We start from the raw sequence: 21,980 nt of genomic DNA, 5'->3' as shown, positions 1-21,980 counted from the left end.
CTCAACCTTTACTCGCTGGGCAGCACAACTGCACTAGGTTCAATTTCAGTTGATGGCAAGTCTGTGACTAACTCGATATTCTTGTTTTTTAAATGCTGCTGAAACTCTGCAAAACCGGTGTCGGAACTTACTCGGTAATAATGAAAACCTTTTGACTTGGCGCTGTCATAAGATAATTCACACAGCATACTAGGCGGTGCCGCTAGAACCGTTATGCCTCGACTTTCAGCCCATTTAACAACCGCTCCTCTCTTTCCTTCACTTAAATGAATAGAGGGATTTGTAACATCTTCTGTTTCTTCTGTTTCCGTATCGTATAACCGGATGATATCTCCTTCCACAATAGGAACAATTTTTTCTGTCTTGCTGTTTAATACAACGGCCACTCGCATTACAATCTTCTCCTTTTATACGGTCGTAGCATCTTCTAAAAGCGACGACGTTTCTTTTTTCATGACTCTTGCTAGCACTTTACTTTCTAGTTTTCCAAACGAATGACTACCCCTTTCACGAGGTCTCGGAAGAGGTATACGTAAATCCATCGCAATCTTTCCTTGTTCAATTAAAATAACTCGATCGGCCAGCGTAATAGCTTCTGAAACGTCATGAGTCACTAAAAGAGCCGTGAAGCGCTGTTCTTGCCAAATTCCTTCGATTAATTCCTGCATTTCGATACGCGTTAACGCATCTAATGCACCTAGCGGCTCATCCAATAGCAGCAGCTTAGGCTGAGTGGCTAACGCTCGAGCGAGTGCTACTCGCTGACGCTGCCCACCGGATAAAACAGATGGCCACTCATTTGCTCTGCTTTCTAGTCCCACTTGCTTAAGAGAAGTTAACGCCTGCTCTTTCCACTCGCCTTTTAACCCTAAACTAACACCTACATTGGCGACGATTTTCTCCCACGGCAGCAGCCTTGAATCTTGGAACATAAACCGAGCATAGGGATTGATTGAATGTAATCTTTCTCCATCTTGCGTGATTTGCCCACTTGTTTCTTTTTCTAGTCCTGCAATGTGTCTTAATAACGTGCTTTTTCCGCAACCGCTTTGCCCGACGATGGCGACGAATTCACCGGGCGCTATGTCTAAATCAATCCCTTTCAAGACTTCGACATCTCCAAAAACTTTTTTTAAATGCTGTATTTGTAATTGAATTCCTCCACCTTTATATTTCATATTCGCTCACTCCTTACTTTACGATTTTTGATAGTTTGGATTCCATTTCAATAGCTTTACTTCTAATAGCTTTGCTAAAGAATCAGCTACTTTTCCTAAAATGGCATATAGCAAAATAGCAACAATAACAATATCAATTTGCATGAATTCGCGGGCGTTCATCGCCATATAACCAATGCCAGAATCAGCTGCTACAGTTTCTGCTACAATTAATGTCAGCCACATAATCCCTAACGAATAGCGAATACCAACTAAAACGGATGGAAGAGCTCCTTTAAAAATCACTCGTACTAGAAGTTTGTTTTTGCTTAAACCATATACTTTCCCCATTTCAATTAACGATTTATCAACTGAAATGATTCCATGGTACGTATTTACATAGATAGGGAAAAATACGCCAATCGCTACTAAAAAAATCTTCGCTTCTTCTCCAATTCCTAACCATAAAATCACGAGTGGAATAAGAGCCAAATGTGGAATATTCCGAAACATTTGGATAGTTGTATCCAAATGTTTTTCCGCAACGGGATATACTCCGTTTACAATTCCCAAAATAAGACCAATACTTCCTCCAATAGCAAAACCAATAAACGCTCTGCTAAAGCTTACTTTGATATGATTAAACAGCTCTCCAGTTTGAACTAGATGAATTGCACTATATAAAATATCTAATGGAGAAGGAAGTGTTTCTTTTGATACAATGCCTGTAACCGAAAATAGTTCCCAGAATGCAACTAATAGAATTGGTAAAACCCAAGGAGCTATTCGTTTGCTATAAATGTTTGCTTGCTTGTTATTCACAATTAGACCTCCTTTGCTTTACTATCTTACAAGCGAACACTTGCTTGCTTTTCTTTTAATCGACCTTTCACTTTTGGAATAATTTCTTTCCCAATAGCTTCAATTACTTCTAAATGAGGAAATCCTCTTAGCAATACTTTTTCAAACCCCAAATCTACATACTCTACCACGCGATCGGCTATTTGCTCTGACGTTCCAACTAATGCAATAGAGTTACCGCTTAAAACTTGGGTTAATCCTGCCCAAAGATTGGGTCCGATAATAAAATCTTTTTCTTTTGATTCTTGCATTAAATCTTCTAACCTTTTATGACCGACAGATTCATCTTTTAATCTAAATTTCTTTTTACTTTCTAAGCTACTTTCACTTACTTTGCTAATTAGATTGTGGGCTTTCTCCCATGCCTTCTCTTCCGTATCTGCTGTAATAACTTGAAGAGAAACTGAGTACTTCAGCGTTCTTCCTTCTTTGGCTGCCAAGTGTTTCATTTCTTCAATTCGAAGCTTTGTATTTTCCAATGTTTCTCCCCACATCATGTAGACATCTGCTAATTTAGCAGCTACTTGTTTACCAGCTTCAGATGCTCCGCCCATAAAAATCTCAGGTCTTGGGTGTTGGACCGGCTTTGGAAAAAGAGATGCATTTTTAATGGAGTAATAGTCTCCTTGATGATTTACCACGTCTTCGGTAAATAAACGTTTTAAAATATGAACAAATTCTTCGGTTCTTTTGTAGCGTAAATGATGAGGAAGACTATCTCCATCTCTTTCTAAATCAGCCTGCGAACCTCCTGTAACCACATTAATAATAGCTCTTCCATTCGATAAATAATCGAGTGTAGCAAATTGCTTTGCAAAGACTGTTGGGCTGATAAAGCCTGGTCTTGCTGCATATAAGAATTTTAAATTTTCAGTCGATTGTATCAAAGATGAAGCTACAATTGATGCATCTAAGCATTCTGCTCCTACCGGGAGAAGTAGCGCTGAAAAACCTGTCTGCTCGGCCATTTGAGCAATTTGATGATTGTATTCAAAAGAAGGCTCAATGTCCCAGGGCACTCCAACATATTTTCCGTCTCCTGCTGTAGGAGACATTGTAAGGATTTCAACCATTTTTATTCCTCCAATATCTTATTTTTTCTATAAAAATAGTGTGTTTTAAAACAAATTTAGGCCTTTACGGATACTTTCTTCCATTCTTGTAGGACCTCATTTGTGTGTTCACCTAGTAAAGGTGGCTTTCGATACACATGAAATTCATAGCCTTTAACTTTCACGGGAAATCCTACTGTCGGTATAGATGAACCGTTTGGTAAAGGCAAATCTCTAACGATATTCAATGACTGTGCCATAGGGCTAGCTAATGCTTCAGAAAAATCATTTACCGGAGCTGATGGAACGCCTCTTTGATCAAATTCAGCAATCCACACTTCAGCTGGCTTTGTGCTGAATACCTTTTGCAAGAGGGCTGCCAGCTCTTTTTGATTTTTAGCACGTGCGGTTTGATTCACAAATCTAGGATCCGTAAACAACTCTTCTAATCCAGTTGCTTCGCATACTTCTTTCCAAAGTTTATTATTACCAGCCGCAATGACAAATGGTTTGTCACTTCCGTAGAATCCTTGATAAGGAGCATTGCGAGGGTGCGCAGTTCCTAACCGTTTCGGCGGCTGCTTGTTGCCAAAGTATTCACTCGTTTGCAAAGCTGAAATACCTAGCACACTTCCTAACATGGAGCAATCAATATGAGTACCTTCTCCTCCTTTTTGAACATTTAAAACAGCTGCTGTAATTGTGTAGGCAGCGTACAATCCAACAGCAAAATCGGCTATCGGCACACCGCATTTAACTGCTTCTCCGTCTTCTTTACCTGTGACGCTCATTAACCCGCTTATTGCTTGAACTGTTACATCAAAAGCCCCTTTATGAGCATAAGGACCTTCTTGTCCATAACCTGAAATTGAGCAATAAATTAATTTGTGATGAACGCTGGATAAACTCTCGTAATCTAGCCGAAACTTCTTTAATACTCCTGGACGAAAATTCTCTACAATTACATCAGATTGTAAACAAAGCTCCCTTAAAGTTGCTAATTGCTCTTTATCTTTAAAGTCAATGCATATACTTCTTTTATTCCGGTTTAGAGATGAAAAGTTAGCACTGTACGCTTCTTCTTCACTACTTACAAATGGTGGCCAAAGCCTCATGCCGTCTCCTCCATTTGGATTTTCGACCTTGACAACATCGGCCCCTAAATCAGCTAACAGCATTCCAGTATATGGACCGGCTGCAATTTGACCGAATTCGAGAACGCGTATACCAGATAGTGGTTGGTTACTAGATAAATTCATTTCACTTTTCCTTTCTTTTCATAATTTCACTAGCTTTTTAATTCAACTTAATCAATCAACTTACTATGTTTTCACAAAGTATATCTCACTTTTTTAGATTTGTATAATTGATAAAAACGAATAGTTGATTCAAAAAAAATGAATTGACAAAAAATGATGGCATTAAAAGTTATTCTTTATGAGCCGAATTAAATTCTCAATGGCTGTCCCATTGGTTACAGTATTGATTTTTCTTAAAATACCTGTTGTAACACCAATTTTTAGATCACAAACCTTTTTTAGTGTCGTCTCTGGCGGCGGAATCCTCACCATTACATCAGGTACTACAGCAATTCCAAATCCAGCTTGTACATATTCTTTTAATGCGGACATGCTGTTTACTTCAAGCCGAATGTCAGGACTAACACCAGCTTCCACCAACGATTTCTCCAAGCTGATTCGGTAATTGCACACAAACCCGCTCAAAAGAAGGCGTTCTCCTTTGAAATCAGCAAGCTCTACTTGATTTTTCGCAGCTAACGGATGGTTTTTAGGCACTAACAAGGATACTTCTTCAATAAAAAGCGGTTCAAATAGTGTCGTATGATCCAAATTAGGCGTATTGCAGATAGCCAAATCAAGCTCCCCTTCTTTAATCATCTTCGTTAAGTTCTGTGTATTATCAATTTGGATGCTTAGCTGAACGTTCGGATATTTTTCGTTAAACGGCAGTAAAATGCTCGGCAAACGAAAAATTGCCATGGGCTCAATAGCTCCTACCCGTACTTTACCAGCCTCTCCATGAAGCCATTGCTGCATGGTATTTTGTACGTACTCCAAATCTCTTAATAAAAGATCTGCTTTCTCATGAAAGAGCCTCCCAGCTTCTGTTAAATGTATTTTTTTTCCTCGTTCAATGAGCTTTACGCCCAAATCTGCTTCGAGTTTTTGTATTTGCATCGTAACCGTTGATTGTACGTACTTCAGCTCTTCTGCTGCTTTTTGAAAACTTCCTAAGCGCGCAATAGTTTGGAATGTTTTAATCGTTCGTAAATCCATTTACTTGCTACCTCCTCCTTTATAGCTAGCTCAAAAACCTACAGCAACTACTTCGTTACTAGTTATCTAGCAAGTAAGTTTTATCACTTCTTTAGCTATTTACTTTATAAGTCCAACCCCTTTGATGTCTATAAAAATTACATTTGAATTAGGTATTGAAATAAAACAATTCATTTTTATTGAATAATCAATTCTTTTTTTTCAATTATACAAAAGGTTCTTTTCCCTTTATCATATTAACTAAGTTTTTGGTTTCACATGACACATTTCTACTCATTAAAGTTTAAGGAGGAATAACATATGCCAATTCATTCCCCTATGAAAAGATCAATACAAGAACAAGCTTATTTATTAGCAGCTGAATTTAAGAAAACGGCCATTCAGCGCGATAAAAAAGGTGGAAATCCGAGGTGGGAGCGAGACCTTATTCGAAAAAGTGGGCTGCTGAATCTCTTAATTCCCGAAAGACTGGGCGGGATAGGGAAAACTTGGGAAGATGTGTGTGAAGTTGTACAGATTTTTGCCCAAGCAGACAGCTCGTTAGCGCATGTATACGGATATCATTTTCTTAACCTGACAACTCCTTATTTTTATGGAACACCCGAACAATCAGATTTCTATTACCAACAAACACTTCAACAAAATCTCTTTTGGGGCAATGCCTTTAACCCCATTGATTTAAATCTTTTTGCTTTAAAAAAGAATTCAAGCATTATGTTAAACGGCAAAAAGACCTTTTGTTCCGGAAGTGCAAATTCTGATTATTTAATTGTATCTAGTATTTTTGAAGAGGCCGAGGTTCCATTAATTGCAGTCATCCCAACTAACCGTCAAGGCATTGAAATTAACGATGATTGGGATCATTTTGGACAGAGGCAAACAGACAGTGGGTCCATTACATTTAAAGATGTGCCTGTTTATAAAGAAGATATTCTAGCAGCTGTTCCACCGAATGATGAATTTTTAAGCATTCGATCGACCATCGCTAATTTTCTTATCACACACATTATGTTAGGGATTACAAAAAGCGCCATCAACGAAGCCCTTCAATACATTTCAACGAAGACGAGAGCTCGTTTTGCCCAACATTCATCTGCCATAGATGACCCTTACATTCAAAGACACCTTGGACAATTCCATATTCAATATAAAGCAGCTGAATCGTTAATTTCCCAAACTACTACTGCATTTCAAGAGGCTTGGGAAAAAGGTTGGAGCATTACAGAAAAAGAAAAAACCAGCATTCAAAATTCTATAGGCATAGCTAAAGCATTTATTACTACAGCAGGATTAGATATTACCTCAAGAATCTTTGACGTCATGGGTAGCAGAGCAACGTCTAACACGTACCGCTACGATCGCTTCTGGAGAAATATTAGAACCCTATCTCTGCACGCACCTATCGATTATGAAATTCAACGCCTTGGCACCTGGACGCTGCAAAATCACAAAAAATATTTTGACTTGGAGGAAGATCAATGACTGTTTCAACACACATTACAGAATTAGAAATTGCTATTCGTAACATCTTACAGCAAACAAGCTTAGAAAAAGAAATTGTGAAGCAACTCAAACCTCACTTTGACTTATTTTTAAAAACAAAAGATTTATTGCCCGCTACATATAAACAGCCTAAGAAAAATAAATATAGCCAGTTCTTGTTGTACAAACCAGAGGATGAAGCTTTTTCAATCGTTGGTTTCGTATGGGGATCTGGACAAACCGCTCCTATACACGATCATTTAGTATGGGGATTGGTTGGGATATATGAGGGAGCAATTGAGGAAACCAGATATAGAAGAGTTAAAGGCTCTCAAGGCGACTACACCTTAGAGAAAGTGGAGGTAGTGACAGCCAAAGCTCAGGATATTTCGTATGTGTATCCACCAAATGCAGATATACATAGTGTACGTAATCCATTTGCTGAACCAGCTATTACTATTCATCTTTATGGAACAGATATCGGCTCACAGGAAAGGCATATTTATGATGAATTTGCTTCCCCTAAAAATATTGTGACAGCTCATGAAAATGACGTACCACTGTACACGTGATATTAGATCGTAAAGCAAATGTAAAAGGCAGTCCGAATCAAATGGACTGCCTTTGATGTGCTACTCTGAATCCTTCTTCTCCCTCACAAACTCCACCACAGGCCCCACAATAATACAAATCCCTGCGATAATCAGCCAGCCAAACGCAAGATACGTCCAGCCTTTAAAAAATGAAAGCGTATATTGATAGCCTGTTAAAAACATGACGCCTGGAAACAAGAGGACAAATAAGAATGTAAGTCCCAGCGCCCAGCGCGTACATAGCTTTGCGTCTTTATTTAACTGTTGTTGTGGATCCATAAGCCACTTCCTCTCTTAATGGTTCATCTCCATGTTCATCAAAGCTTTTGAATTTGTCTTTTAGTTCATCAAAGTCAAATTCTTTTTTAGCAAGTAAGCCGTGTCCGATTGATATAATCCCGCTGATGATAAAAACAGTAGAATTTCCAATAAGCATTGGATACAGTCCGCCAAGGGCTTCTACATTAATGTGGCCGTTAATCAAGTAAGCAGATGTATTCCATGCAACAACGCCACCAATCATCCCTAATAAAGCGCCGTAAAATGCACCTGTGTTCGTCGCTTTTCTCCACATTAGTCCAAGCGTAACGGGAATAACGGCTCCGCTGACGAAAATGCCCATGGCCATATACACAAACCCAAGGCTAATTCCTAAGTAAAACAATAAAATTGAAAACACGCCCATCGCAAGCCCGAATCCAAGCGTCACTTTTCGAGACGTACTTAAGATTTTTTTGCTGCTTGCTTTTGGATTGATGGAACGCAAGTAAATGTCCGTTACGATAATATTCGTAATCGCCGTTAATTCAGCCGCTCCTGTCGACATTACCGCCATAAACAGCATCGTTAAAAACAAAATAGAACCTAGATTTCCAAGCACGTGTGACGCCATAACGGGCGCGATGGAATCCGGTGAATCAACAGCAATTCCAAGACCAGCCGCACTTACGCCGAGGAAAGTCGCAACAGCAAAAGGAATTGAAAACCAGGCAATTCCGCCGTAAATATACGCTTTTGACGCAGCGCTGTTTTTACTTGCGATGGCACGCTGCCAGTAAGCTTGATCCACAAAAACTGTACCAAAGTTCCCAATAATATTAATCATTCCAAACAGAAGGCCCGGCACCGATGCCATTGTGAGCATATGCTGTGACGAAGGCAGATTTTTCAGCCCTTCGTACACACTAGTTACGCCGAACTTATAATAGACGGCAGCAGCAAAAATAAATAAAATAACGAAAATAAAAACGGTGTTAAAATAATCAGCCACAAATGAGGCTTTTAAACCGCCAATCATGGTGTAGATGGTAAACGTAAGAGGAATTAAAAAAGCGGCAACAAAAATATTCATTCCGGTGAGAGAATTTAAAGCAATGGCTCCTCCTAAAATAACCATGGCGGTCACAATAATATTTGTCATAAGAGCAAAGCCAAGCATTAAACGATGATTTTTCACGTCGAAGCGCTGTGCAATAAATTCCAAAAACGTATGAGCGTTCGGTGCTTTTTTCTTTAGGTTAATCGCTACAATTGCAAACAGCAAAATTTGAATGCTTGCTCCCGCTGCATACCAATACGGTCCGCTAATTCCGTACTGATAGCCTGTGGAAGAAGACATCATTAGCGTAGCCGCCCATGTCCATGCGGCAATAATGGACGCACTCGCCAGCCCAACCCCTACATTTCTTCCGGCTGTACTAAACTGTTCAGCCGTCATTTCCTTTCCTTGACGGCGCTGCATCATGATTGTAACGGCCGTAAATCCGCCTCCAAAAATCAGTAAAATCAAATACCCGACGCTTGATGACAGCATCTCATTCATCCCCTTCCTCCAATGTTAGTTTTACTAACATAATTATGTAAATAAAAGTAACATTTGTTAATAAAATACCACGTCATAAAATTATTAACAATACTGTATTTTCTGATTATTTGAGAGTATAATTAGATATTTTCTCCTTTTACACAAAAAAACCGGCACATTCGCACCGGCTTAAGCGTAAATTTTCGTTTTCAACGTGTTTTGTTTCCTTACTCTCAATAATATAAAAAAACGATAACCGCACGGGCTATCGTTTTTTTTATTATTGAGATACCATTACTTTTTGGCGAACGTGCTCTAAGTGATCACGAACCGCTTCTGCTGCTTCTTCTGGCTCTCCATTTTTAATCGCTTCAAAAATGCGCTCATGGTCGGCATCCGTTTGTTTGCGATTTTCTTTTTGGCTTTTGTTTAACGAATAAGCAAGCGCTTTTCGATACAAATGACCTAAATCTTCTACTGCATGAAGAAGGAATGAATTATGAGCGGCTTTTACAATATCATGGTGAAAACGATAGTCCGCTTCATGTCCAATTTCTTCACTGTTGTGAACCGTCTTTTTAAACGCTTCTAACGATTCTTTAATTTCAATGAGTTCTTCATCTGTACGGCGAAGCGCAGCTAGGCTTGCAGCTTGCGACTCAATGATAATACGCATTTCAATTAATTCAAGAACCTGATCTGCTTCAACCATTTCAAACGTCATTGGATCAAGCATGCCAACTAAGTTTACACGCTTTACGTAGCTTCCTCCCCCTTGTCTTGATTCAATCAATCCACTAGCAGAAAGAACGCTTAGCGCTTCACGAATTGGTGCACGGCTAACTCCAAACATTTTTGACAATTCATGTTCCGACGGCAAACGAGATTCTGGCGGGAACGTTTTCTCTTTAATCATCTTTTTTAATTGATCAAGCACTTGACTAGACACTTTTTTACGCTCAATAGGTACAAACATACTTCTATTCCTCCTCCAAGTAATTATCTCTCTCTCTTTTTTTAGTGTTCATCGGCTCCAGTATAACTGTGTGTATTCCGATTTATGTAAACGCTTCAATCTTTGTATTACAAGTATACATTATTTCAATTCAAATGTGTTGATAAAATTTTACTATTATTGTTATTATACCATGAAAACAAGTTATAAATGAATAACGATTCATGTTTTTTTGATATACTACCATCATCTTACATATAATCCATATACAATCATAATCGACGCATCCACTAGCGCATGGCTAATGATACTCGCTTCGACGCTATATCGCTCTCTTGTATATGCCCACATCAGACCTGCTGAAAAGACGCCCGTTACTGAAATCCAATGAAACGGAAAAACAAAAACAGGGAGAATAATGAACACGTGATAAAATGTATAAAAGCTTGATGTAACAACACTTGAAGCAAGTACGGATATACGCTTTTTTACTTTATTTTGTATATACACCCGCCAATACATTTCTTCTAAAACAGGATTAATAAAAATCAAAATGACGGCTAAAATGGTAACTTTCCATCCGCTAAATCCCCATATTTGCAAAACCCCTTGCATACTTTCTTCATGAAAGATTTTACCAGAAAAAAGTATACTACTTCCAATTATAGCAGCGGCACATAGAACTCCGCTAAGAGTTCCCACATACAGAGATTTTTTTGCAAGCGCTACTTTTACGTTAATTTTATTATTTGCATATAAAATCATAAACATCCAGCCGTAAAAGCAAACAAATGTTACCAACACATTTTGGATAAGCCACAAACCGAAAAAAACAAAGATTGTTGGCATGAACAGCAAAAACAAAAATTTTATCATGTTTATGGCGCACCTTCTTTAAAAGCGGCTTTTCTTTTACCTAGTAAACCTTTCACATTCAAAAGATTTACTATCTTTCATCTTATAAAAGTCCAGTGGTATTTTCAATTATTTTTTAATTCCCGCTCCAGCTCACGAAGACTTTCAGCAAGCTTTTTCTTTTCTTCTTCAAAATGAGCATCGTCTTTAAAAACATGGTTTGGAAGCTCTGTCTCTTCATTTTCTCTTAGCCAATCAGGCGTCAATTCCTTGCGAATGACACGCTTATTATTAACATAGGAAAGCGGCTTTTCAGTCTGCTGATTCGCAAGCGCTCGCTGTGATGTTAAATAATGCTTATGAAAAAGATGCTGTTTGATATAGGCAAATGCTCGAATGGTATCACCTCTGTATTTAGGCACGTAGTAATCAAAGGCTTCATGCAGTCCAGATAGCGCATTTTCTATAGATATTTCGCTTTTTGCAACTTCGTACATATGCTTCAAATCACTCGCTGAAGGATACACTCCTCGGTTTCTTCGAGCAATAAAAGCTGCTTCTAACGTTTGTACGTAAGCGTCATGCGCGTCTTCTTCTCTTTTTATTTGATTTGTATTTTCTGCTGTAGTCTCTGTTAATGAAGCCGTCACTGTGACAGTCTCCGCTGCTTCAATTTGACTATTCCCTTCTGTCAAATTGACATCTTCGAGCTCTTCAAACTCACTGCTTGGCATAAGCTCTTCTAGTTTCTTGTAATCAATTCGGTACCAGACCGTGTTGTTAAATTTAGAGCGATTGTACTTTCCTTTTATAATCAGACCTTCTTTTTCAAGCTTTGAAATGATGCGTTGAATCGTTGAAAGCGACCAAAACGGAAACTGCTGCAGCCACTGCTGATTTGTATTGTATACCCACGTGTATCCGTCCTGCACGTTAACGCTTTTTTCAAGCCAGTAGTGAAGCTGCTGAAGAAACAGCGCTCCGTTCACTCCTACTTTGACCGCAAGCGCTGGCAGCACGATTAACGGCTGATCTTTTAATAATAATTTACTCATCACGTCATCTCCTTTGTTATGTAAAACGGCTACTATATATATAAGCAAAAAAGGAAAAATCGGGGATGCCCGCGTAAAAATTATGTTAAAATATAGAAAAAAAAACGAGGTGAGCATATGATACGTCAAGGCAGAATTGGTGATGAAGCAGGCATTGCTAATGTACACGTAAACAGCTGGAAATCGACTTATAAAGGACTTGTTCCGGATTCTTTTTTAGATTCGTTGAACGCTGAAAAGCGAAAAGCGCTCTGGAAAAAGCAGTTGGAGTCAAATTCTGTTTTTGTTGCAGAAGAAAATGGACAGATTGTCGGCTTTGCTTCTTATGGTAAAGAGAGAACCAAAAAGTACCCTTCCTATATCGGAGAGCTGTCTGCAATGTATTTACTTGCAGAGCATCAGCGAAAAGGAATTGGAAAAGCGCTCATGCATGAAGTGGCGCAAGAGTTGGTAAACCAAAATATACATACGATGCTCACATGGGCTTTTGAACAAAACAGCGCCTGTCATTTTTATGAAGCTCTTGGCGGAAAAAGAATCGATCGAGCTGACGTTATCATTGATGGCAGATCTCTATCTGAAGTAGCTTTTGGATGGGACACGCTTAAAAATTTGTAAGACAACTCTCTGGACAGATTTTTTCCTTCACGGTAAACTAGTTAGTTGGTATAAAAAGAAAGGATGACTTACCGTGAGGAATTCTACTTATCGAAACATTATTTTGCTAGTTCTTTGCGTAACAGCAGGTATTGTGGATGTGATTGGATACTTAAGCCTTGGTCATATCTTTACCGCAAATATGACTGGAAATATCGTCCTGCTTGGATTAGCAATCGGAAACTCCCTTGAAACCACTGTTTTTCACTCCCTGACAGCTTTAGGAGGTTTTATTGTAGGAGTTGTAGGCGCTGCGATCCTTGTGGGAAACAAAGAAAAAACGTTTTGGCCTAAAGCCGTAACAATCGCGCTTGGAATTGAAGGATTGATTTTACTTGTTTTTGCACTTTTATCTTCGTTTTCTCCTTCTTTACACTTAACTTACTTGTTTATTTTCTTATTAAGCTCAGCAATGGGCCTTCAAACAACGGCTGCTCGAAAGCTTGGCGTAGCCGGAATTTCAACAACCGTATTAACGGGGACGCTTGCTAATTTCTTTGAAGACGTAACGGCGCGTTTGCGCAGCTCTCGCTACCGTAAAACGTTTACAACCGATGCGATTCTCCGCGCGTTGTCTCTTGTATTTTACTGCTTTGGAGCTGTTATCGCCGCACTTGCAGAGCCTGCTTATAAATTTGAAATTATTTGGCTGCCAATTGTTATTCTGTTAGCCATTATTATTTTTGTCAGCACCAAGTTTCGCTCTGCTTCAGAAAAAAATAATATAAAAAACCCGTTTCGATAAAGAAACGGGTCTTTTATTTTCCTGATAGTGCCGATAGAACGCCAATAATGACTGCTGCTACAGGTCCTACAATGAATAGTCCAATTAAAATCGATCGTATGGCTTCCCCTAATGGCCGCAAAGCGCTTTGCTTGAACTCTGCTTTTTCCACTCTTTTCTCTAGGTGTTCGACTCTTTGCTGAAGCTTCGCTAATTCATGTGCAACATCTACTTGTTCACTCATGGCTTAAGCTCCTTTTTACTCTACATTACCATATACTTCCTTACCAAAACTACTATTTGTTTGTGATAACTTCGATGCCAATTTCGCGGTAAGCATTTAACACGGTTTCGTTCACATGTTCTTCTGTAATCAGCCAATCTAGTGAGTTGGCTGAACTGAACGTGTATGTTGAAGACGTATTGAGCTTTTTAGCTGTCACAATAGCCGCTACTTCACTCGCACTTTTTATCATTTGGCTTTTGATGTGCATTTCTTCAAGCAGCGGAATGCTCATGCCGATTTTAGGATCAATTGCGTACACACCTAAAAAACAAAGATCCGCTCGAATTTGCTTAAGCGTATCAACCACGCTTTGTCCTACTGTGACCATTGATTCTTTTCGAAACGTTCCTCCAAGAGAAACAACTTCTACAAAAGCATGTTCTGCTAGTGCAACGGTAATTAACGGACTGTTTGTAATGACCGTAACGTTTAAATTCTTTGGAAAAGCTTTGACGAGCTGAATATTTGTTGTACTTCCGTCCATCAGCAGCACTTGTCCGTCTTTAATTAACGGAAGTGCCGCAACAGCAAGTGAATGCTTAACATCCATCAATTCGTGTTTTCGCTCTTTGTAATCAACCGCAGACGTTGAACGCGGAAGCGCTCCTCCATGTACGCGCTGCAGCAGACCAAGCGCATCCATTTCCCGCAGATCTCTGCGGATTGTATCTTCTGAAACATTCAGCGTTTGGCTAAGCGTAGTGGCCACAATTCGACCTTCTTTTTCTAGCAAATTCATAATTTGTTTGCGTCTTTCTTGTTTTAACATTGCTTGTTCACCTGTTTTCTTTCTGCTTTTTACTTTATTATACTTGTTTCTTTTGTAAAAACAACGTAAAAACGCTTGATTATCATTGTTTTTTCGTTTATTGTAGTATAAACAAGATGAAACATGCAAAAACAAGTATAAATAGCCAAGGGGAGATTTTATATGAAGATGATTTTTACAGACTTGGATGGAACGCTTCTAAATAGCAATAGTGAAATTAGCCCAATCAATGCAGAAGCCATTAAAAAAGCTCAAAAACACGGAGTTGAAGTCGTGGTTGCCACAGGACGCGCTTACTTCGACGTACAGGAAATTTTAAAAAAAGCTGAGCTTTCAGATGTCTGGGTGATTGCCGCAAACGGAGCTACTATTCATGACCCGAACGGACAGCTAAGACATTCTGTCCCGATTGATGTACATCACGTAAAAGAAGCGCTTCAGTGGCTGGACGCGCACGAATTTTATTATGAAGTATTTGCCGAACATGCGATTTATACGCCAAACTCGGGCCGAGAGCTGCTGGCCATTGAAATTGACCGGGTAAAAAGCGCCAATAAAAACGTGGACGAAGAAAAGCTTCATCACGCGGCAGCTAAACAATACAGCCAAACGGGATTTGCCTTTGTCGCATCCTATGAAGATATTTTAAATACAAACGCTGAGCTTTATAACGTATTAGCTTTTTCATTTGATGATGAAAAACGAAAAAAAGGCTGGAATCATTTTAGCAAGCAGCACGACATGACGCTTGTATCTTCCGCTGATCATAACTTTGAACTTGAACATAAAGATGCGTCAAAAGGAAACGCATTAAAATATGTTGTAAAAGAGCTCGGCGGCTCTCTTCATGATAGCATTGCCATTGGAGACAGCTTTAACGACGTGTCGATGCTTCAAACGGCTGGAACAGGTATTGCCATGGCAAATGCGCACGCCGAGATTAAAGCGCTAGCTGATGATGTCACATTAACGAACGATGAAAACGGAGTAGCTTCCGTTATTGAAAAAGTGTTAGAAACACAGCTAGAAGCTCATTAAAAAAAACGCTTGGCAAATGCCAAGCGTTTTTAAATCGTCATGCGGTAAATACCGACAAACCAGCTGAACAGCGCAACTAAAAATAAAATCCATGCGCTGCTTTTCTTTCTCTTTTGCCACTCAATTGCACCTAAAACTAGCATGGTACACCCCAGCAGTATATTTAAATACGAAAGGAGTTGGTAGCTGTGAGTGAGCATGATATAAAGAGCTAGTCCAACGGTAACAACAGAAAGAATAACCTGTAATGCTTTTAACAAAAAATCTCTCCTTACTTGTAATTCACTTCTTCATTCACACACGTCACTAAAGGCTTTTTCTCAAGACCTAAAAGCAAGTTCTCGACTGCTAAATCTGCCATTCGATTGCGCGTTTCGTACGTAGCACTTCCAATATGCGGTGTCACTAACACATTTGAAAGCTGCAGCAGCTTATGATCTGCTGGAAGTGGTTCTGGGTCTGTTACATCTAGAGCGGCATACGCAATTTCTTCATTTTTCAGCGCTTCATACAGAGCTTCAGTGTCCACTAATCCTCCGCGCGCTGCGTTTACAAAATAAGCGCTGTTTTTCATTGCTTTAAATTCGGCTTCTCCGAACATGCCTTTGCTTTCATTTGAAAGCGGCACTAAGCATACGATACAGTCAGCTGTGTGAAGCAGTTCTTCAAACGAAAGATATACGGCATCAAGCTCTTTTTCTGCTTCATGCTTGCGGCTTCGGTTGTGATAAACAATGTTCATACCCGATGCTTTTGCTCGTCTCGCAACGGCGCTTCCGATATCTCCCATTCCAACAATACCAAGTGTTTTTCCAAATAAATCGACGCCGAATACCGTTTCCCAGTTTCCTTGTTTCACTTTTTCATAGCCTTCATGAATGCGGCGGGCTGCCGACAGCAAGAGACCAAACGTTAAATCAGCCGTTGCTTCTACTAACACGCCTGGCGTATTGCTAAACGGCACGCCTTTTTTCGTACATGCTTCGACATCTACACTGTCATACCCCACGCCTGATTGAGAAATAACGCGCAGGTTCGGCGCTGCTTCTAATAGCTCTTCATCCACTGTGATGTGCCCGATATTAAAAAAGCCGTCGGCATCATGAAGCCAATCGCGCAGCGTTTCTTGTGGAATTTTCCCTTCCCCTTCCCACATTTGAATGTCACAGTGCTCCGCTAGCTTTTCGTAAGCATTTGGCCACGTTTTTCCAGACATAACGACTTTGTATTTCCCCATGTTTATCTCTCCTTTTCCTTGTTCACTCATATGTATGAATAGTAACTAGCTATCCTATCATAAGCCTACTACAAAGATGAAACTTTTTCCATTCACTAATCTTATTTATAGTAAGGGAGAATACGAATGTTTGAAGATGAAATCATATTTGAAAATAACCCGTCGGGAGATGAAATTGTTTTTGAAGGTGATGCGCCCGATGACTTAAGCGGAGGCGCTTTTTTTCCAGACGATGCGTTATTTAACGGAATGCCTACGTTTGTTATGCTGTTTTTTGTTATTATTATTGGCATTTTTTTATTTTCTATTTTTAAAGGAATCAGCACGTGGAGCAAAAATGAGCAGTCTCCTCGTCTATCTGTAAAAGCAAAAATTACGGGCAAACGGACAAACGTCCACCGCCACAACAGTCACGCTCACGAACATCTTCATTCTCACACGTCTACAACCTACTACGTAACCTTTGAGTTTGAAAGCACCGATCGCTCTGAATTTATTATTTCAGGCAGCGAATACGGCAGGCTTGCAGAAGGCGACGAAGGAATGCTGACGTTTCAAGGAACTCGTTTTTTGGATTTTCAAAGGCGTCAAAATGAAGAACATGCAGATGCTTAGCTAATGACCTCTTTCTTTTAGAGATCTTTTTTACTGTACATAAACATTCATGTAGCAAACGACCTATTTGTGCCCTTTTTACATTGTAGAAGAACTTTAATCAGTATAAAAACATACCGTGTAACACATTCATTTAAATAGGCAGGTGATTTTATGTATTCTCCTTATTCAGAGAGCGGCATCTGCTATGGACATTTCGGGGAAGCCCCTCATTCGCACCCTATTCAAACGCTGCTTACGCAGTACTGGCACCAAACCCACTATCCGGGCCCTCACAAAAAATATGTTCACGTGTATTATCTCAACCCATCTACTTTTCATTACTATTCAACCTATTAAGATGTTTTTTGTAAAAAAATGGTGACTAACAAACCTTTTAATTGTAAAATTAATCCATATACTTATTTGTAGGGAAAGGAGGTTAAAAAACAGTGCGTAATCATACAACAAAAAATAGTGTAGTCATTACCACCTTACTTTCTGCCTTATTTTTCTGCTTTATCTTGGTTCTTGGTTCACTTTCTCCTCTAGCGGATTCAGGCCCAAACGTTAATACGTTCGGTTCAGTGGGGCTGTGGTTATCTCTTGGTATGGTTCTGTTTTTATATTTGTTGCCTCTAGCTTTTTATATGGCAGGAATCAATTTCTTAAAATTTGTGATGGCCGCTTTTTGTAGCATCGGACTTTTAATAGCTGCTAGTACTCTATTACTAATGCCGGCTCTGTTTTTATTTGGGTTAGAAAATTTCTCAGGAAACTTACCTTCAATCATAGGTGTAATGATTTCTTGTTTAGGCTTACTGATCACGAATATTGTGTGGTTTGTTGTTGCGTTTAAAAGACCGTCGGCCACCGTACAGGAAAGCATGTAATATGGTTAGAGGACTTAGACTGATGAAGAGGAGCAGCTACTGCTCCTCTTTTTCTAACTCCGTAGGCAAAAAGTGCAGATACATATCCAAGCAGTCTTCGTGCTGAGACAATACGTTCATCGTTTCTTTATGAGGTTTCGTATAAATAACCGGATAGTCCACTTCATCCGATGCAGGATTTACTGGAAAAGCTAATTTTTCTTTTTTTAGCGAAAAGTCGGCCTGCACTCCTTCTTTATTTCCTCTCGCGTCTAATCGAATCCATCTATCTTCGCTTTTGATGTAGACAGCATTTAACGCATGAATACAGTAGCCTGTGTCTATCGTATCTCCAAGTATCAATCTTTGATAACAAAAGCCTGTCGGAATCCCTTCTGCACGCAGCAAAGCGGCTAATAGATTACACTTGCTGTAACAAATCCCTTCCTTTTCTTCTAAAGCCTCTGAAGCAGTTTTCGTGATGCGTCTACTTTGAATATCCCATGAATGAGAAACTTCATCTCTCACAAACTCATATGCTTTTTTTATGTACCCTAGTGAAGAGTGAGGCAACTCACTTTTAAGTTCACGAACCTTTTGTTGAATCAAAGGGTGTGTAAAGTTCACCTCTGGAAGTTCTTGCATGTAGTCTTCTTTTTCCAACGATTCACAAACTAATTTCATTTACTTTTTTCCTCCTCTTACGTCTTGAAGTGTTTTTTTATTCATAATATTGAATTTTATTACATATTTTCATATAATGAAAGACAAATTAAACGGAGAACGATAGTAGATACGAGATTGAAAGAGGTTTTGTTTTTGGTGACGTTATTTTTAGCAAATGTGTTACTTGGTCTTTCCATCGCGCTTCCCGTTGGCACAGTGACGATTGAAATGACAAAGCAAGGTTTAAAAAATGGTTTTCTTCACGGATGGGTTGTCGGACTTGGGGGCATGACGGTTGATTTATTACTAATTGTGCTCCTTTATTCTGGACTGGCTTCTTTTTTATCGGCTCCTTTTATACAACTGATTATGTGGCTTGTAGGAGCGCTTTTTTTACTCTATATTGGCTACGACAGCATTAAGCATGCAGATCATGATATAACAGCTCCTGGAGAACATGTAAAAAAGTCCTTTGCATCTTCTTATGTGAACGGTATCTTTGTTGCCATTTCTCCTAGCAATCTCATTTTTTGGCTGAGCGTGTTTGGGACGGTGCTGACAAATTCCCTTCAATCCTCTCATTCTTTTCATTTCCTGCTGATTGCCGCAGGAATATTAACGGGGATTTTAATTCATGACCTAGGCTTAATGACGATTGTCTCTGGAACTAGAAAAGTGCTGAATCAGCTTTATATCAAATGGGTTTCTGTTGCGGCTGGATGTATATTAATTGGCTTTTCATGCTACTTTCTTTATCGTTTCATTGGGAATCTGCGCATGTACTTTTAATTTTTCTACATACTTTATGACTTATAATGCCCCCTCTCTGTCTAGTACAAAGAGGGGGTTTTTATGATCTAGTCGTGACTATTAGACAAAAAGTTCACAATTTCGTCACATTTCTATTGATTTTTTTCTCTTTTTATACGAAAATATAAAAAAGGGAGGAAATATCATGAAAATCAAAAAAGCACTTCGCATCTTTATTGGATCCAACGTTCTTGTATTATTAACATTCGGCCTTCTTCCAGCACTATTGGTTAACCCTGATATTGACCTAATACAATCATTTATTAATTATATAGGCAAGGATTAATTCCGCTTTAAATAATCAAAATTTTCAATCTATTACTTTAATAAAAAAAAGACAGCCTGCGCTGTCTTTTTTAGTAGGTTCGAAAAAGCTTATGGTACTTTTCCCTATCAATACAAGGTTTATTTAGTTGAAAACAGCTTTTTAACGTCTATTTTTTGATCTTTAACGATAGTATACGTATATTGCTTTTTACTTTTAAAGTTAAATGCTTTTATGTAATCATCATCGTAAATTGTGAAGCCGTAAGCATCTTTTCCATTTTCAATGATTTTTACCCAGTAAGCCTGGTCAAACTTCGGATCGCGTTCCTTGCTTTTTTTTACTTCCACTTGCGACAAAGAATGTACGATTTGCTTCATATTCTTTTTATCGTCTACCACACGTTTCCCTTCGTCCGTATCTATTTCCATACGCGTAACGTTTGTTTCGTCTATTTTTATTACATCTTTTAACTGATAGGTTTTTCCTGTATATGTAAAGTAAAATACTACAATAAATAGAAGTACGCATATAATAACTGCTCTTTTTTTCAAAAGAAGCCTCCTTTTCTACATCACTTTGCATCTATGAGGTTTTATATTGTATAGCCTCCTGCTTTTAGGTGATGCATCTTTTTATTACTCCAGTTCCGCATCCCTTTAGTAGAATGCTGCTCCCTACAAGCAAGCTATATATTAATCCCGGAACAGGAAGTATTAACGTTACCATCAACAGTAACATTCCCGTGCTTGTAAGAGCTACTCCTGCAACTCGATTTTCCATTCATCTCACCACCATCGCTCTGTAAATCTTTTTTATATGAAGTGATAGAAGTATTATTAATCTTCTACTTACTTATGTATTGTTCGCTTATAAGACAGAAGTGTCAAAACGCCTACTAGTAAGATCGTTGCTTCACATTACCTTCTCCTTTTTAACTAAATCATGATTTTCTAAATAAAAACAGCTCATCTACTGTTGCTTCCAGCTCTTCGGCCAGTTGAAAAGCAAGCGTCAAGCTTGGATCATACTTATTGTTTTCAATTGCATTAATCGTTTGTCTCGATACGCCGCATACTTTTGCCAGTTCATCTTGAGACATTCGTTTGATTTTACGCAGTTCTTTAATTCGGTTTTCCACCATTCATCACTCATCTCTAAAATGTAAAAAACTTTTTACATCCATATCTTATATTATCTTCCTTGTTTTTGTCAAATATGTTTGACAAATTAGTGTCTCTTACATACCTACTACTATATGCATTCGTTAAACCTAATAAAAAAAGCACAAATTCCTTAAAGGAGAACTTGTGCTTTTCATGAAAATTAAAGCTTTTTACTCATATTAAACCACTGCACGCCTGCATGCTGAGACTCTGCAGCTCCTTGGTTCACATACCCGTTTTTTTCGTAAAAAGGAATCAATTCTTCTTTACATGTTAATGTAACCGTTAAGCGCTGTTTGTCCCGCGCTTGTTTCTCAAACGCTCCTAGCAGCATACTGGCAATTCCTTTATGATGATGCTGTGGATTTACTACAATGCCTAAAATACTTTGATGACCGCCTGTCTCAGGGTTGGAAATCGTTTTTTCAAACAAATCATCTGTGATAAACGGCGCTGAAATAACGGGTCCGTTCACATATCCAATCATTTCTTCATTTTCTTCCACAACGATAAACGTATCAGGCATGGTTTTAATCCGCGTGATAAACGCGTCTTTTGAGGCAGCTTCTTCAGGTGTAAAACCTTTGTTTTCTAATGTAATTAATTGTTTTAAATCATTTTCCTGCACTTGTCTTATAATCATTGGAACGTTTCCTTTCATTTAAAAGCTACTATTATATATAACTATCTCTTTCTACTATATATAAAAACGTTCAAACAAAAAAGGATTGACCTCTGCATAATACAGAATTCAATCCTACTTCATTTTTTAATGAACGTCTTGA

At 38.8% G+C, this 21,980-nt stretch carries 29 protein-coding genes; 9 read left to right on the top strand and 20 right to left on the bottom strand.

Annotated features, from left to right (window positions below; all coding sequences use genetic code 11):
- Positions 1-8: 8 nt before the first annotated feature.
- The 6 genes from M3225_RS06925 to M3225_RS06900 all read right to left on the bottom strand — a co-directional run bounded on the left by M3225_RS06925 (position 9) and on the right by M3225_RS06900 (position 5,367).
- Complete coding sequence (locus M3225_RS06925) at positions 9-392, bottom strand: hypothetical protein (RefSeq protein ID WP_251392000.1); 384 nt, start codon at positions 390-392, stop codon at positions 9-11.
- A gap of 15 nt (positions 393-407) precedes the next feature.
- Positions 408-1,178: an ATP-binding cassette domain-containing protein gene (locus tag M3225_RS06920; protein WP_251391998.1), complete on the bottom strand. Its 771-nt coding sequence runs from the start codon at positions 1,176-1,178 to the stop codon at positions 408-410.
- 18 nt (positions 1,179-1,196) lie between these two features.
- Positions 1,197-1,979 (bottom strand): ABC transporter permease subunit, encoded by a 783-nt coding sequence (locus M3225_RS06915; RefSeq protein ID WP_251391997.1) that lies wholly within the window; start codon positions 1,977-1,979, stop codon positions 1,197-1,199.
- 26 nt (positions 1,980-2,005) lie between these two features.
- A complete protein-coding gene (locus M3225_RS06910) occupies positions 2,006-3,091 on the bottom strand; it encodes an LLM class flavin-dependent oxidoreductase (protein ID WP_251391996.1) in 1,086 nt (361 codons plus the stop codon).
- A 56-nt stretch (positions 3,092-3,147) separates the two neighbouring features.
- Complete coding sequence (locus M3225_RS06905; protein WP_251391995.1) at positions 3,148-4,329, bottom strand: CaiB/BaiF CoA transferase family protein; 1,182 nt, start codon at positions 4,327-4,329, stop codon at positions 3,148-3,150.
- Positions 4,330-4,491: 162 nt separating this feature from the next.
- A complete protein-coding gene (locus M3225_RS06900) occupies positions 4,492-5,367 on the bottom strand; it encodes a LysR family transcriptional regulator (RefSeq protein ID WP_251391994.1) in 876 nt (291 codons plus the stop codon).
- 300 nt (positions 5,368-5,667) lie between these two features.
- Here M3225_RS06900 and M3225_RS06895 point away from each other — a divergent pair, with 300 nt between their 5' ends.
- Both M3225_RS06895 and M3225_RS06890 read left to right on the top strand, forming a co-directional pair.
- Entirely contained in the window at positions 5,668-6,849 is a 1,182-nt protein-coding gene (locus M3225_RS06895) for an acyl-CoA dehydrogenase family protein (protein WP_251391993.1), read from the top strand.
- Positions 6,846-7,421 carry a cysteine dioxygenase family protein gene (locus M3225_RS06890; protein WP_251391991.1) on the top strand — a complete coding sequence of 192 codons (576 nt, stop codon included), beginning with the start codon at positions 6,846-6,848 and terminating at the stop codon, positions 7,419-7,421. The genes M3225_RS06895 and M3225_RS06890 overlap by 4 nt, the downstream gene beginning before the upstream one ends.
- Before the next feature lie 60 nt (positions 7,422-7,481).
- Here the strand turns inward: M3225_RS06890 and M3225_RS06885 are convergent, their stop codons facing one another.
- The 5 genes from M3225_RS06885 to M3225_RS06865 form a co-directional block, all read right to left on the bottom strand.
- The gene (locus tag M3225_RS06885) at positions 7,482-7,721 is read right to left on the bottom strand and encodes a hypothetical protein (protein ID WP_116077576.1); all 240 of its coding nucleotides are present in this window, start codon (positions 7,719-7,721) and stop codon (positions 7,482-7,484) included.
- Positions 7,696-9,264 (bottom strand): sodium:solute symporter family protein, encoded by a 1,569-nt coding sequence (locus M3225_RS06880; protein ID WP_251391989.1) that lies wholly within the window; start codon positions 9,262-9,264, stop codon positions 7,696-7,698. The genes M3225_RS06885 and M3225_RS06880 overlap by 26 nt, the downstream gene beginning before the upstream one ends.
- 262 nt (positions 9,265-9,526) lie before the next feature.
- On the bottom strand, positions 9,527-10,222 hold the full coding sequence (locus tag M3225_RS06875; protein WP_013058211.1) for a FadR/GntR family transcriptional regulator: 696 nt from the start codon (positions 10,220-10,222) through the stop codon (positions 9,527-9,529).
- Positions 10,223-10,447: 225 nt separating this feature from the next.
- The gene (locus M3225_RS06870) at positions 10,448-11,077 is read right to left on the bottom strand and encodes a CPBP family intramembrane glutamic endopeptidase (protein ID WP_251391988.1); all 630 of its coding nucleotides are present in this window, start codon (positions 11,075-11,077) and stop codon (positions 10,448-10,450) included.
- Positions 11,078-11,181: 104 nt separating this feature from the next.
- On the bottom strand, positions 11,182-12,111 hold the full coding sequence (locus M3225_RS06865; RefSeq protein WP_251391987.1) for a hypothetical protein: 930 nt from the start codon (positions 12,109-12,111) through the stop codon (positions 11,182-11,184).
- 117 nt (positions 12,112-12,228) lie between these two features.
- On the opposite strand from M3225_RS06865, the gene M3225_RS06860 reads away from it, so the two are divergent.
- Together M3225_RS06860 and M3225_RS06855 are read left to right on the top strand one after the other, a co-directional pair.
- Positions 12,229-12,729 carry a GNAT family N-acetyltransferase gene (locus tag M3225_RS06860; RefSeq protein WP_251391986.1) on the top strand — a complete coding sequence of 167 codons (501 nt, stop codon included), beginning with the start codon at positions 12,229-12,231 and terminating at the stop codon, positions 12,727-12,729.
- A 73-nt stretch (positions 12,730-12,802) separates the two neighbouring features.
- Positions 12,803-13,513 carry a YoaK family protein gene (locus M3225_RS06855; RefSeq protein WP_251391985.1) on the top strand — a complete coding sequence of 237 codons (711 nt, stop codon included), beginning with the start codon at positions 12,803-12,805 and terminating at the stop codon, positions 13,511-13,513.
- A gap of 13 nt (positions 13,514-13,526) precedes the next feature.
- On the opposite strand, the gene M3225_RS06850 is transcribed toward M3225_RS06855, so the two are convergent.
- Both M3225_RS06850 and M3225_RS06845 read right to left on the bottom strand, forming a co-directional pair.
- Positions 13,527-13,736, bottom strand: coding sequence for a hypothetical protein (locus M3225_RS06850; RefSeq protein WP_251391984.1), 210 nt, complete (start codon positions 13,734-13,736; stop codon positions 13,527-13,529).
- 52 nt (positions 13,737-13,788) lie between these two features.
- Positions 13,789-14,547: a DeoR/GlpR family DNA-binding transcription regulator gene (locus M3225_RS06845; protein WP_251391982.1), complete on the bottom strand. Its 759-nt coding sequence runs from the start codon at positions 14,545-14,547 to the stop codon at positions 13,789-13,791.
- Between the two features lie 162 nt (positions 14,548-14,709).
- Here M3225_RS06845 and M3225_RS06840 point away from each other — a divergent pair, with 162 nt between their 5' ends.
- A complete protein-coding gene (locus tag M3225_RS06840; RefSeq protein ID WP_251391980.1) occupies positions 14,710-15,585 on the top strand; it encodes a Cof-type HAD-IIB family hydrolase in 876 nt (291 codons plus the stop codon).
- A gap of 29 nt (positions 15,586-15,614) precedes the next feature.
- Here M3225_RS06840 and M3225_RS06835 read toward each other — a convergent pair whose 3' ends face one another.
- The gene (locus tag M3225_RS06835) at positions 15,615-15,845 is read right to left on the bottom strand and encodes a YczI family protein (RefSeq protein WP_251391979.1); all 231 of its coding nucleotides are present in this window, start codon (positions 15,843-15,845) and stop codon (positions 15,615-15,617) included.
- 11 nt (positions 15,846-15,856) lie between these two features.
- Positions 15,857-16,822 (bottom strand): 2-hydroxyacid dehydrogenase, encoded by a 966-nt coding sequence (locus tag M3225_RS06830; protein ID WP_251391977.1) that lies wholly within the window; start codon positions 16,820-16,822, stop codon positions 15,857-15,859.
- 126 nt (positions 16,823-16,948) lie between these two features.
- On the opposite strand from M3225_RS06830, the gene M3225_RS06825 reads away from it, so the two are divergent.
- The gene (locus M3225_RS06825; protein ID WP_251391975.1) at positions 16,949-17,437 is read left to right on the top strand and encodes a DUF2500 domain-containing protein; all 489 of its coding nucleotides are present in this window, start codon (positions 16,949-16,951) and stop codon (positions 17,435-17,437) included.
- Positions 17,438-17,868: 431 nt separating this feature from the next.
- A complete protein-coding gene (locus M3225_RS06820) occupies positions 17,869-18,309 on the top strand; it encodes a DUF5391 family protein (RefSeq protein ID WP_251391970.1) in 441 nt (146 codons plus the stop codon).
- 36 nt (positions 18,310-18,345) lie between these two features.
- Here M3225_RS06820 and M3225_RS06815 read toward each other — a convergent pair whose 3' ends face one another.
- Positions 18,346-18,972, bottom strand: a complete 627-nt coding sequence (locus tag M3225_RS06815; RefSeq protein WP_251391968.1) for a transglutaminase-like domain-containing protein — start codon at positions 18,970-18,972, stop codon at positions 18,346-18,348.
- A gap of 138 nt (positions 18,973-19,110) precedes the next feature.
- Here M3225_RS06815 and M3225_RS06810 point away from each other — a divergent pair, with 138 nt between their 5' ends.
- Together M3225_RS06810 and M3225_RS06805 are read left to right on the top strand one after the other, a co-directional pair.
- A complete protein-coding gene (locus M3225_RS06810; RefSeq protein ID WP_251394348.1) occupies positions 19,111-19,743 on the top strand; it encodes a LysE family translocator in 633 nt (210 codons plus the stop codon).
- A 166-nt stretch (positions 19,744-19,909) separates the two neighbouring features.
- Positions 19,910-20,050 carry a hypothetical protein gene (locus M3225_RS06805; protein WP_013058226.1) on the top strand — a complete coding sequence of 47 codons (141 nt, stop codon included), beginning with the start codon at positions 19,910-19,912 and terminating at the stop codon, positions 20,048-20,050.
- A 119-nt stretch (positions 20,051-20,169) separates the two neighbouring features.
- Here the strand turns inward: M3225_RS06805 and M3225_RS06800 are convergent, their stop codons facing one another.
- The 4 genes from M3225_RS06800 to M3225_RS06785 form a co-directional block, all read right to left on the bottom strand.
- The gene (locus tag M3225_RS06800; protein ID WP_251391966.1) at positions 20,170-20,583 is read right to left on the bottom strand and encodes a DUF5301 domain-containing protein; all 414 of its coding nucleotides are present in this window, start codon (positions 20,581-20,583) and stop codon (positions 20,170-20,172) included.
- A gap of 64 nt (positions 20,584-20,647) precedes the next feature.
- Complete coding sequence (locus M3225_RS06795; protein ID WP_251391964.1) at positions 20,648-20,812, bottom strand: hypothetical protein; 165 nt, start codon at positions 20,810-20,812, stop codon at positions 20,648-20,650.
- A gap of 160 nt (positions 20,813-20,972) precedes the next feature.
- Positions 20,973-21,173 carry a helix-turn-helix transcriptional regulator gene (locus M3225_RS06790; RefSeq protein ID WP_251391962.1) on the bottom strand — a complete coding sequence of 67 codons (201 nt, stop codon included), beginning with the start codon at positions 21,171-21,173 and terminating at the stop codon, positions 20,973-20,975.
- Between the two features lie 182 nt (positions 21,174-21,355).
- A complete protein-coding gene (locus tag M3225_RS06785) occupies positions 21,356-21,856 on the bottom strand; it encodes a GNAT family N-acetyltransferase (protein ID WP_251391960.1) in 501 nt (166 codons plus the stop codon).
- Positions 21,857-21,980 lie beyond the last annotated feature (124 nt).

The organism is Priestia aryabhattai, from assembly GCF_023715685.1.
In the GTDB taxonomy this organism is placed as follows: domain Bacteria; phylum Bacillota; class Bacilli; order Bacillales; family Bacillaceae_H; genus Priestia; species Priestia aryabhattai_B.
This window is presented reverse-complemented; position numbering and strand designations above follow the sequence as displayed.

Bases quoted from the DNA above. Each gene is read 5' to 3' on its own strand.
- M3225_RS06890 (WP_251391991.1), top strand. From the start codon at position 6,846: ATGACTGTTTCAACACACATTACAGAATTAGAAATTGCTATTCGTAAC.
- M3225_RS06910 (WP_251391996.1), bottom strand. From the start codon at position 3,091: ATGGTTGAAATCCTTACAATGTCTCCTACAGCAGGAGACGGAAAATAT.
- M3225_RS06870 (WP_251391988.1), bottom strand. From the start codon at position 11,077: ATGATAAAATTTTTGTTTTTGCTGTTCATGCCAACAATCTTTGTTTTT.
- M3225_RS06860 (WP_251391986.1), top strand. From the start codon at position 12,229: ATGATACGTCAAGGCAGAATTGGTGATGAAGCAGGCATTGCTAATGTA.
- M3225_RS06895 (WP_251391993.1), top strand. From the start codon at position 5,668: ATGCCAATTCATTCCCCTATGAAAAGATCAATACAAGAACAAGCTTAT.
- M3225_RS06815 (WP_251391968.1), bottom strand. From the start codon at position 18,972: ATGAAATTAGTTTGTGAATCGTTGGAAAAAGAAGACTACATGCAAGAA.
- M3225_RS06925 (WP_251392000.1), bottom strand. From the start codon at position 392: ATGCGAGTGGCCGTTGTATTAAACAGCAAGACAGAAAAAATTGTTCCT.
- M3225_RS06845 (WP_251391982.1), bottom strand. From the start codon at position 14,547: ATGTTAAAACAAGAAAGACGCAAACAAATTATGAATTTGCTAGAAAAA.
- M3225_RS06905 (WP_251391995.1), bottom strand. From the start codon at position 4,329: ATGAATTTATCTAGTAACCAACCACTATCTGGTATACGCGTTCTCGAA.
- M3225_RS06825 (WP_251391975.1), top strand. From the start codon at position 16,949: ATGTTTGAAGATGAAATCATATTTGAAAATAACCCGTCGGGAGATGAA.
- M3225_RS06790 (WP_251391962.1), bottom strand. From the start codon at position 21,173: ATGGTGGAAAACCGAATTAAAGAACTGCGTAAAATCAAACGAATGTCT.
- M3225_RS06795 (WP_251391964.1), bottom strand. From the start codon at position 20,812: ATGGAAAATCGAGTTGCAGGAGTAGCTCTTACAAGCACGGGAATGTTA.
- M3225_RS06920 (WP_251391998.1), bottom strand. From the start codon at position 1,178: ATGAAATATAAAGGTGGAGGAATTCAATTACAAATACAGCATTTAAAA.
- M3225_RS06805 (WP_013058226.1), top strand. From the start codon at position 19,910: ATGAAAATCAAAAAAGCACTTCGCATCTTTATTGGATCCAACGTTCTT.
- M3225_RS06865 (WP_251391987.1), bottom strand. From the start codon at position 12,111: ATGAGTAAATTATTATTAAAAGATCAGCCGTTAATCGTGCTGCCAGCG.
- M3225_RS06840 (WP_251391980.1), top strand. From the start codon at position 14,710: ATGAAGATGATTTTTACAGACTTGGATGGAACGCTTCTAAATAGCAAT.
- M3225_RS06830 (WP_251391977.1), bottom strand. From the start codon at position 16,822: ATGGGGAAATACAAAGTCGTTATGTCTGGAAAAACGTGGCCAAATGCT.
- M3225_RS06850 (WP_251391984.1), bottom strand. From the start codon at position 13,736: ATGAGTGAACAAGTAGATGTTGCACATGAATTAGCGAAGCTTCAGCAA.
- M3225_RS06885 (WP_116077576.1), bottom strand. From the start codon at position 7,721: ATGGATCCACAACAACAGTTAAATAAAGACGCAAAGCTATGTACGCGC.
- M3225_RS06900 (WP_251391994.1), bottom strand. From the start codon at position 5,367: ATGGATTTACGAACGATTAAAACATTCCAAACTATTGCGCGCTTAGGA.
- M3225_RS06785 (WP_251391960.1), bottom strand. From the start codon at position 21,856: ATGAAAGGAAACGTTCCAATGATTATAAGACAAGTGCAGGAAAATGAT.
- M3225_RS06875 (WP_013058211.1), bottom strand. From the start codon at position 10,222: ATGTTTGTACCTATTGAGCGTAAAAAAGTGTCTAGTCAAGTGCTTGAT.
- M3225_RS06880 (WP_251391989.1), bottom strand. From the start codon at position 9,264: ATGAATGAGATGCTGTCATCAAGCGTCGGGTATTTGATTTTACTGATT.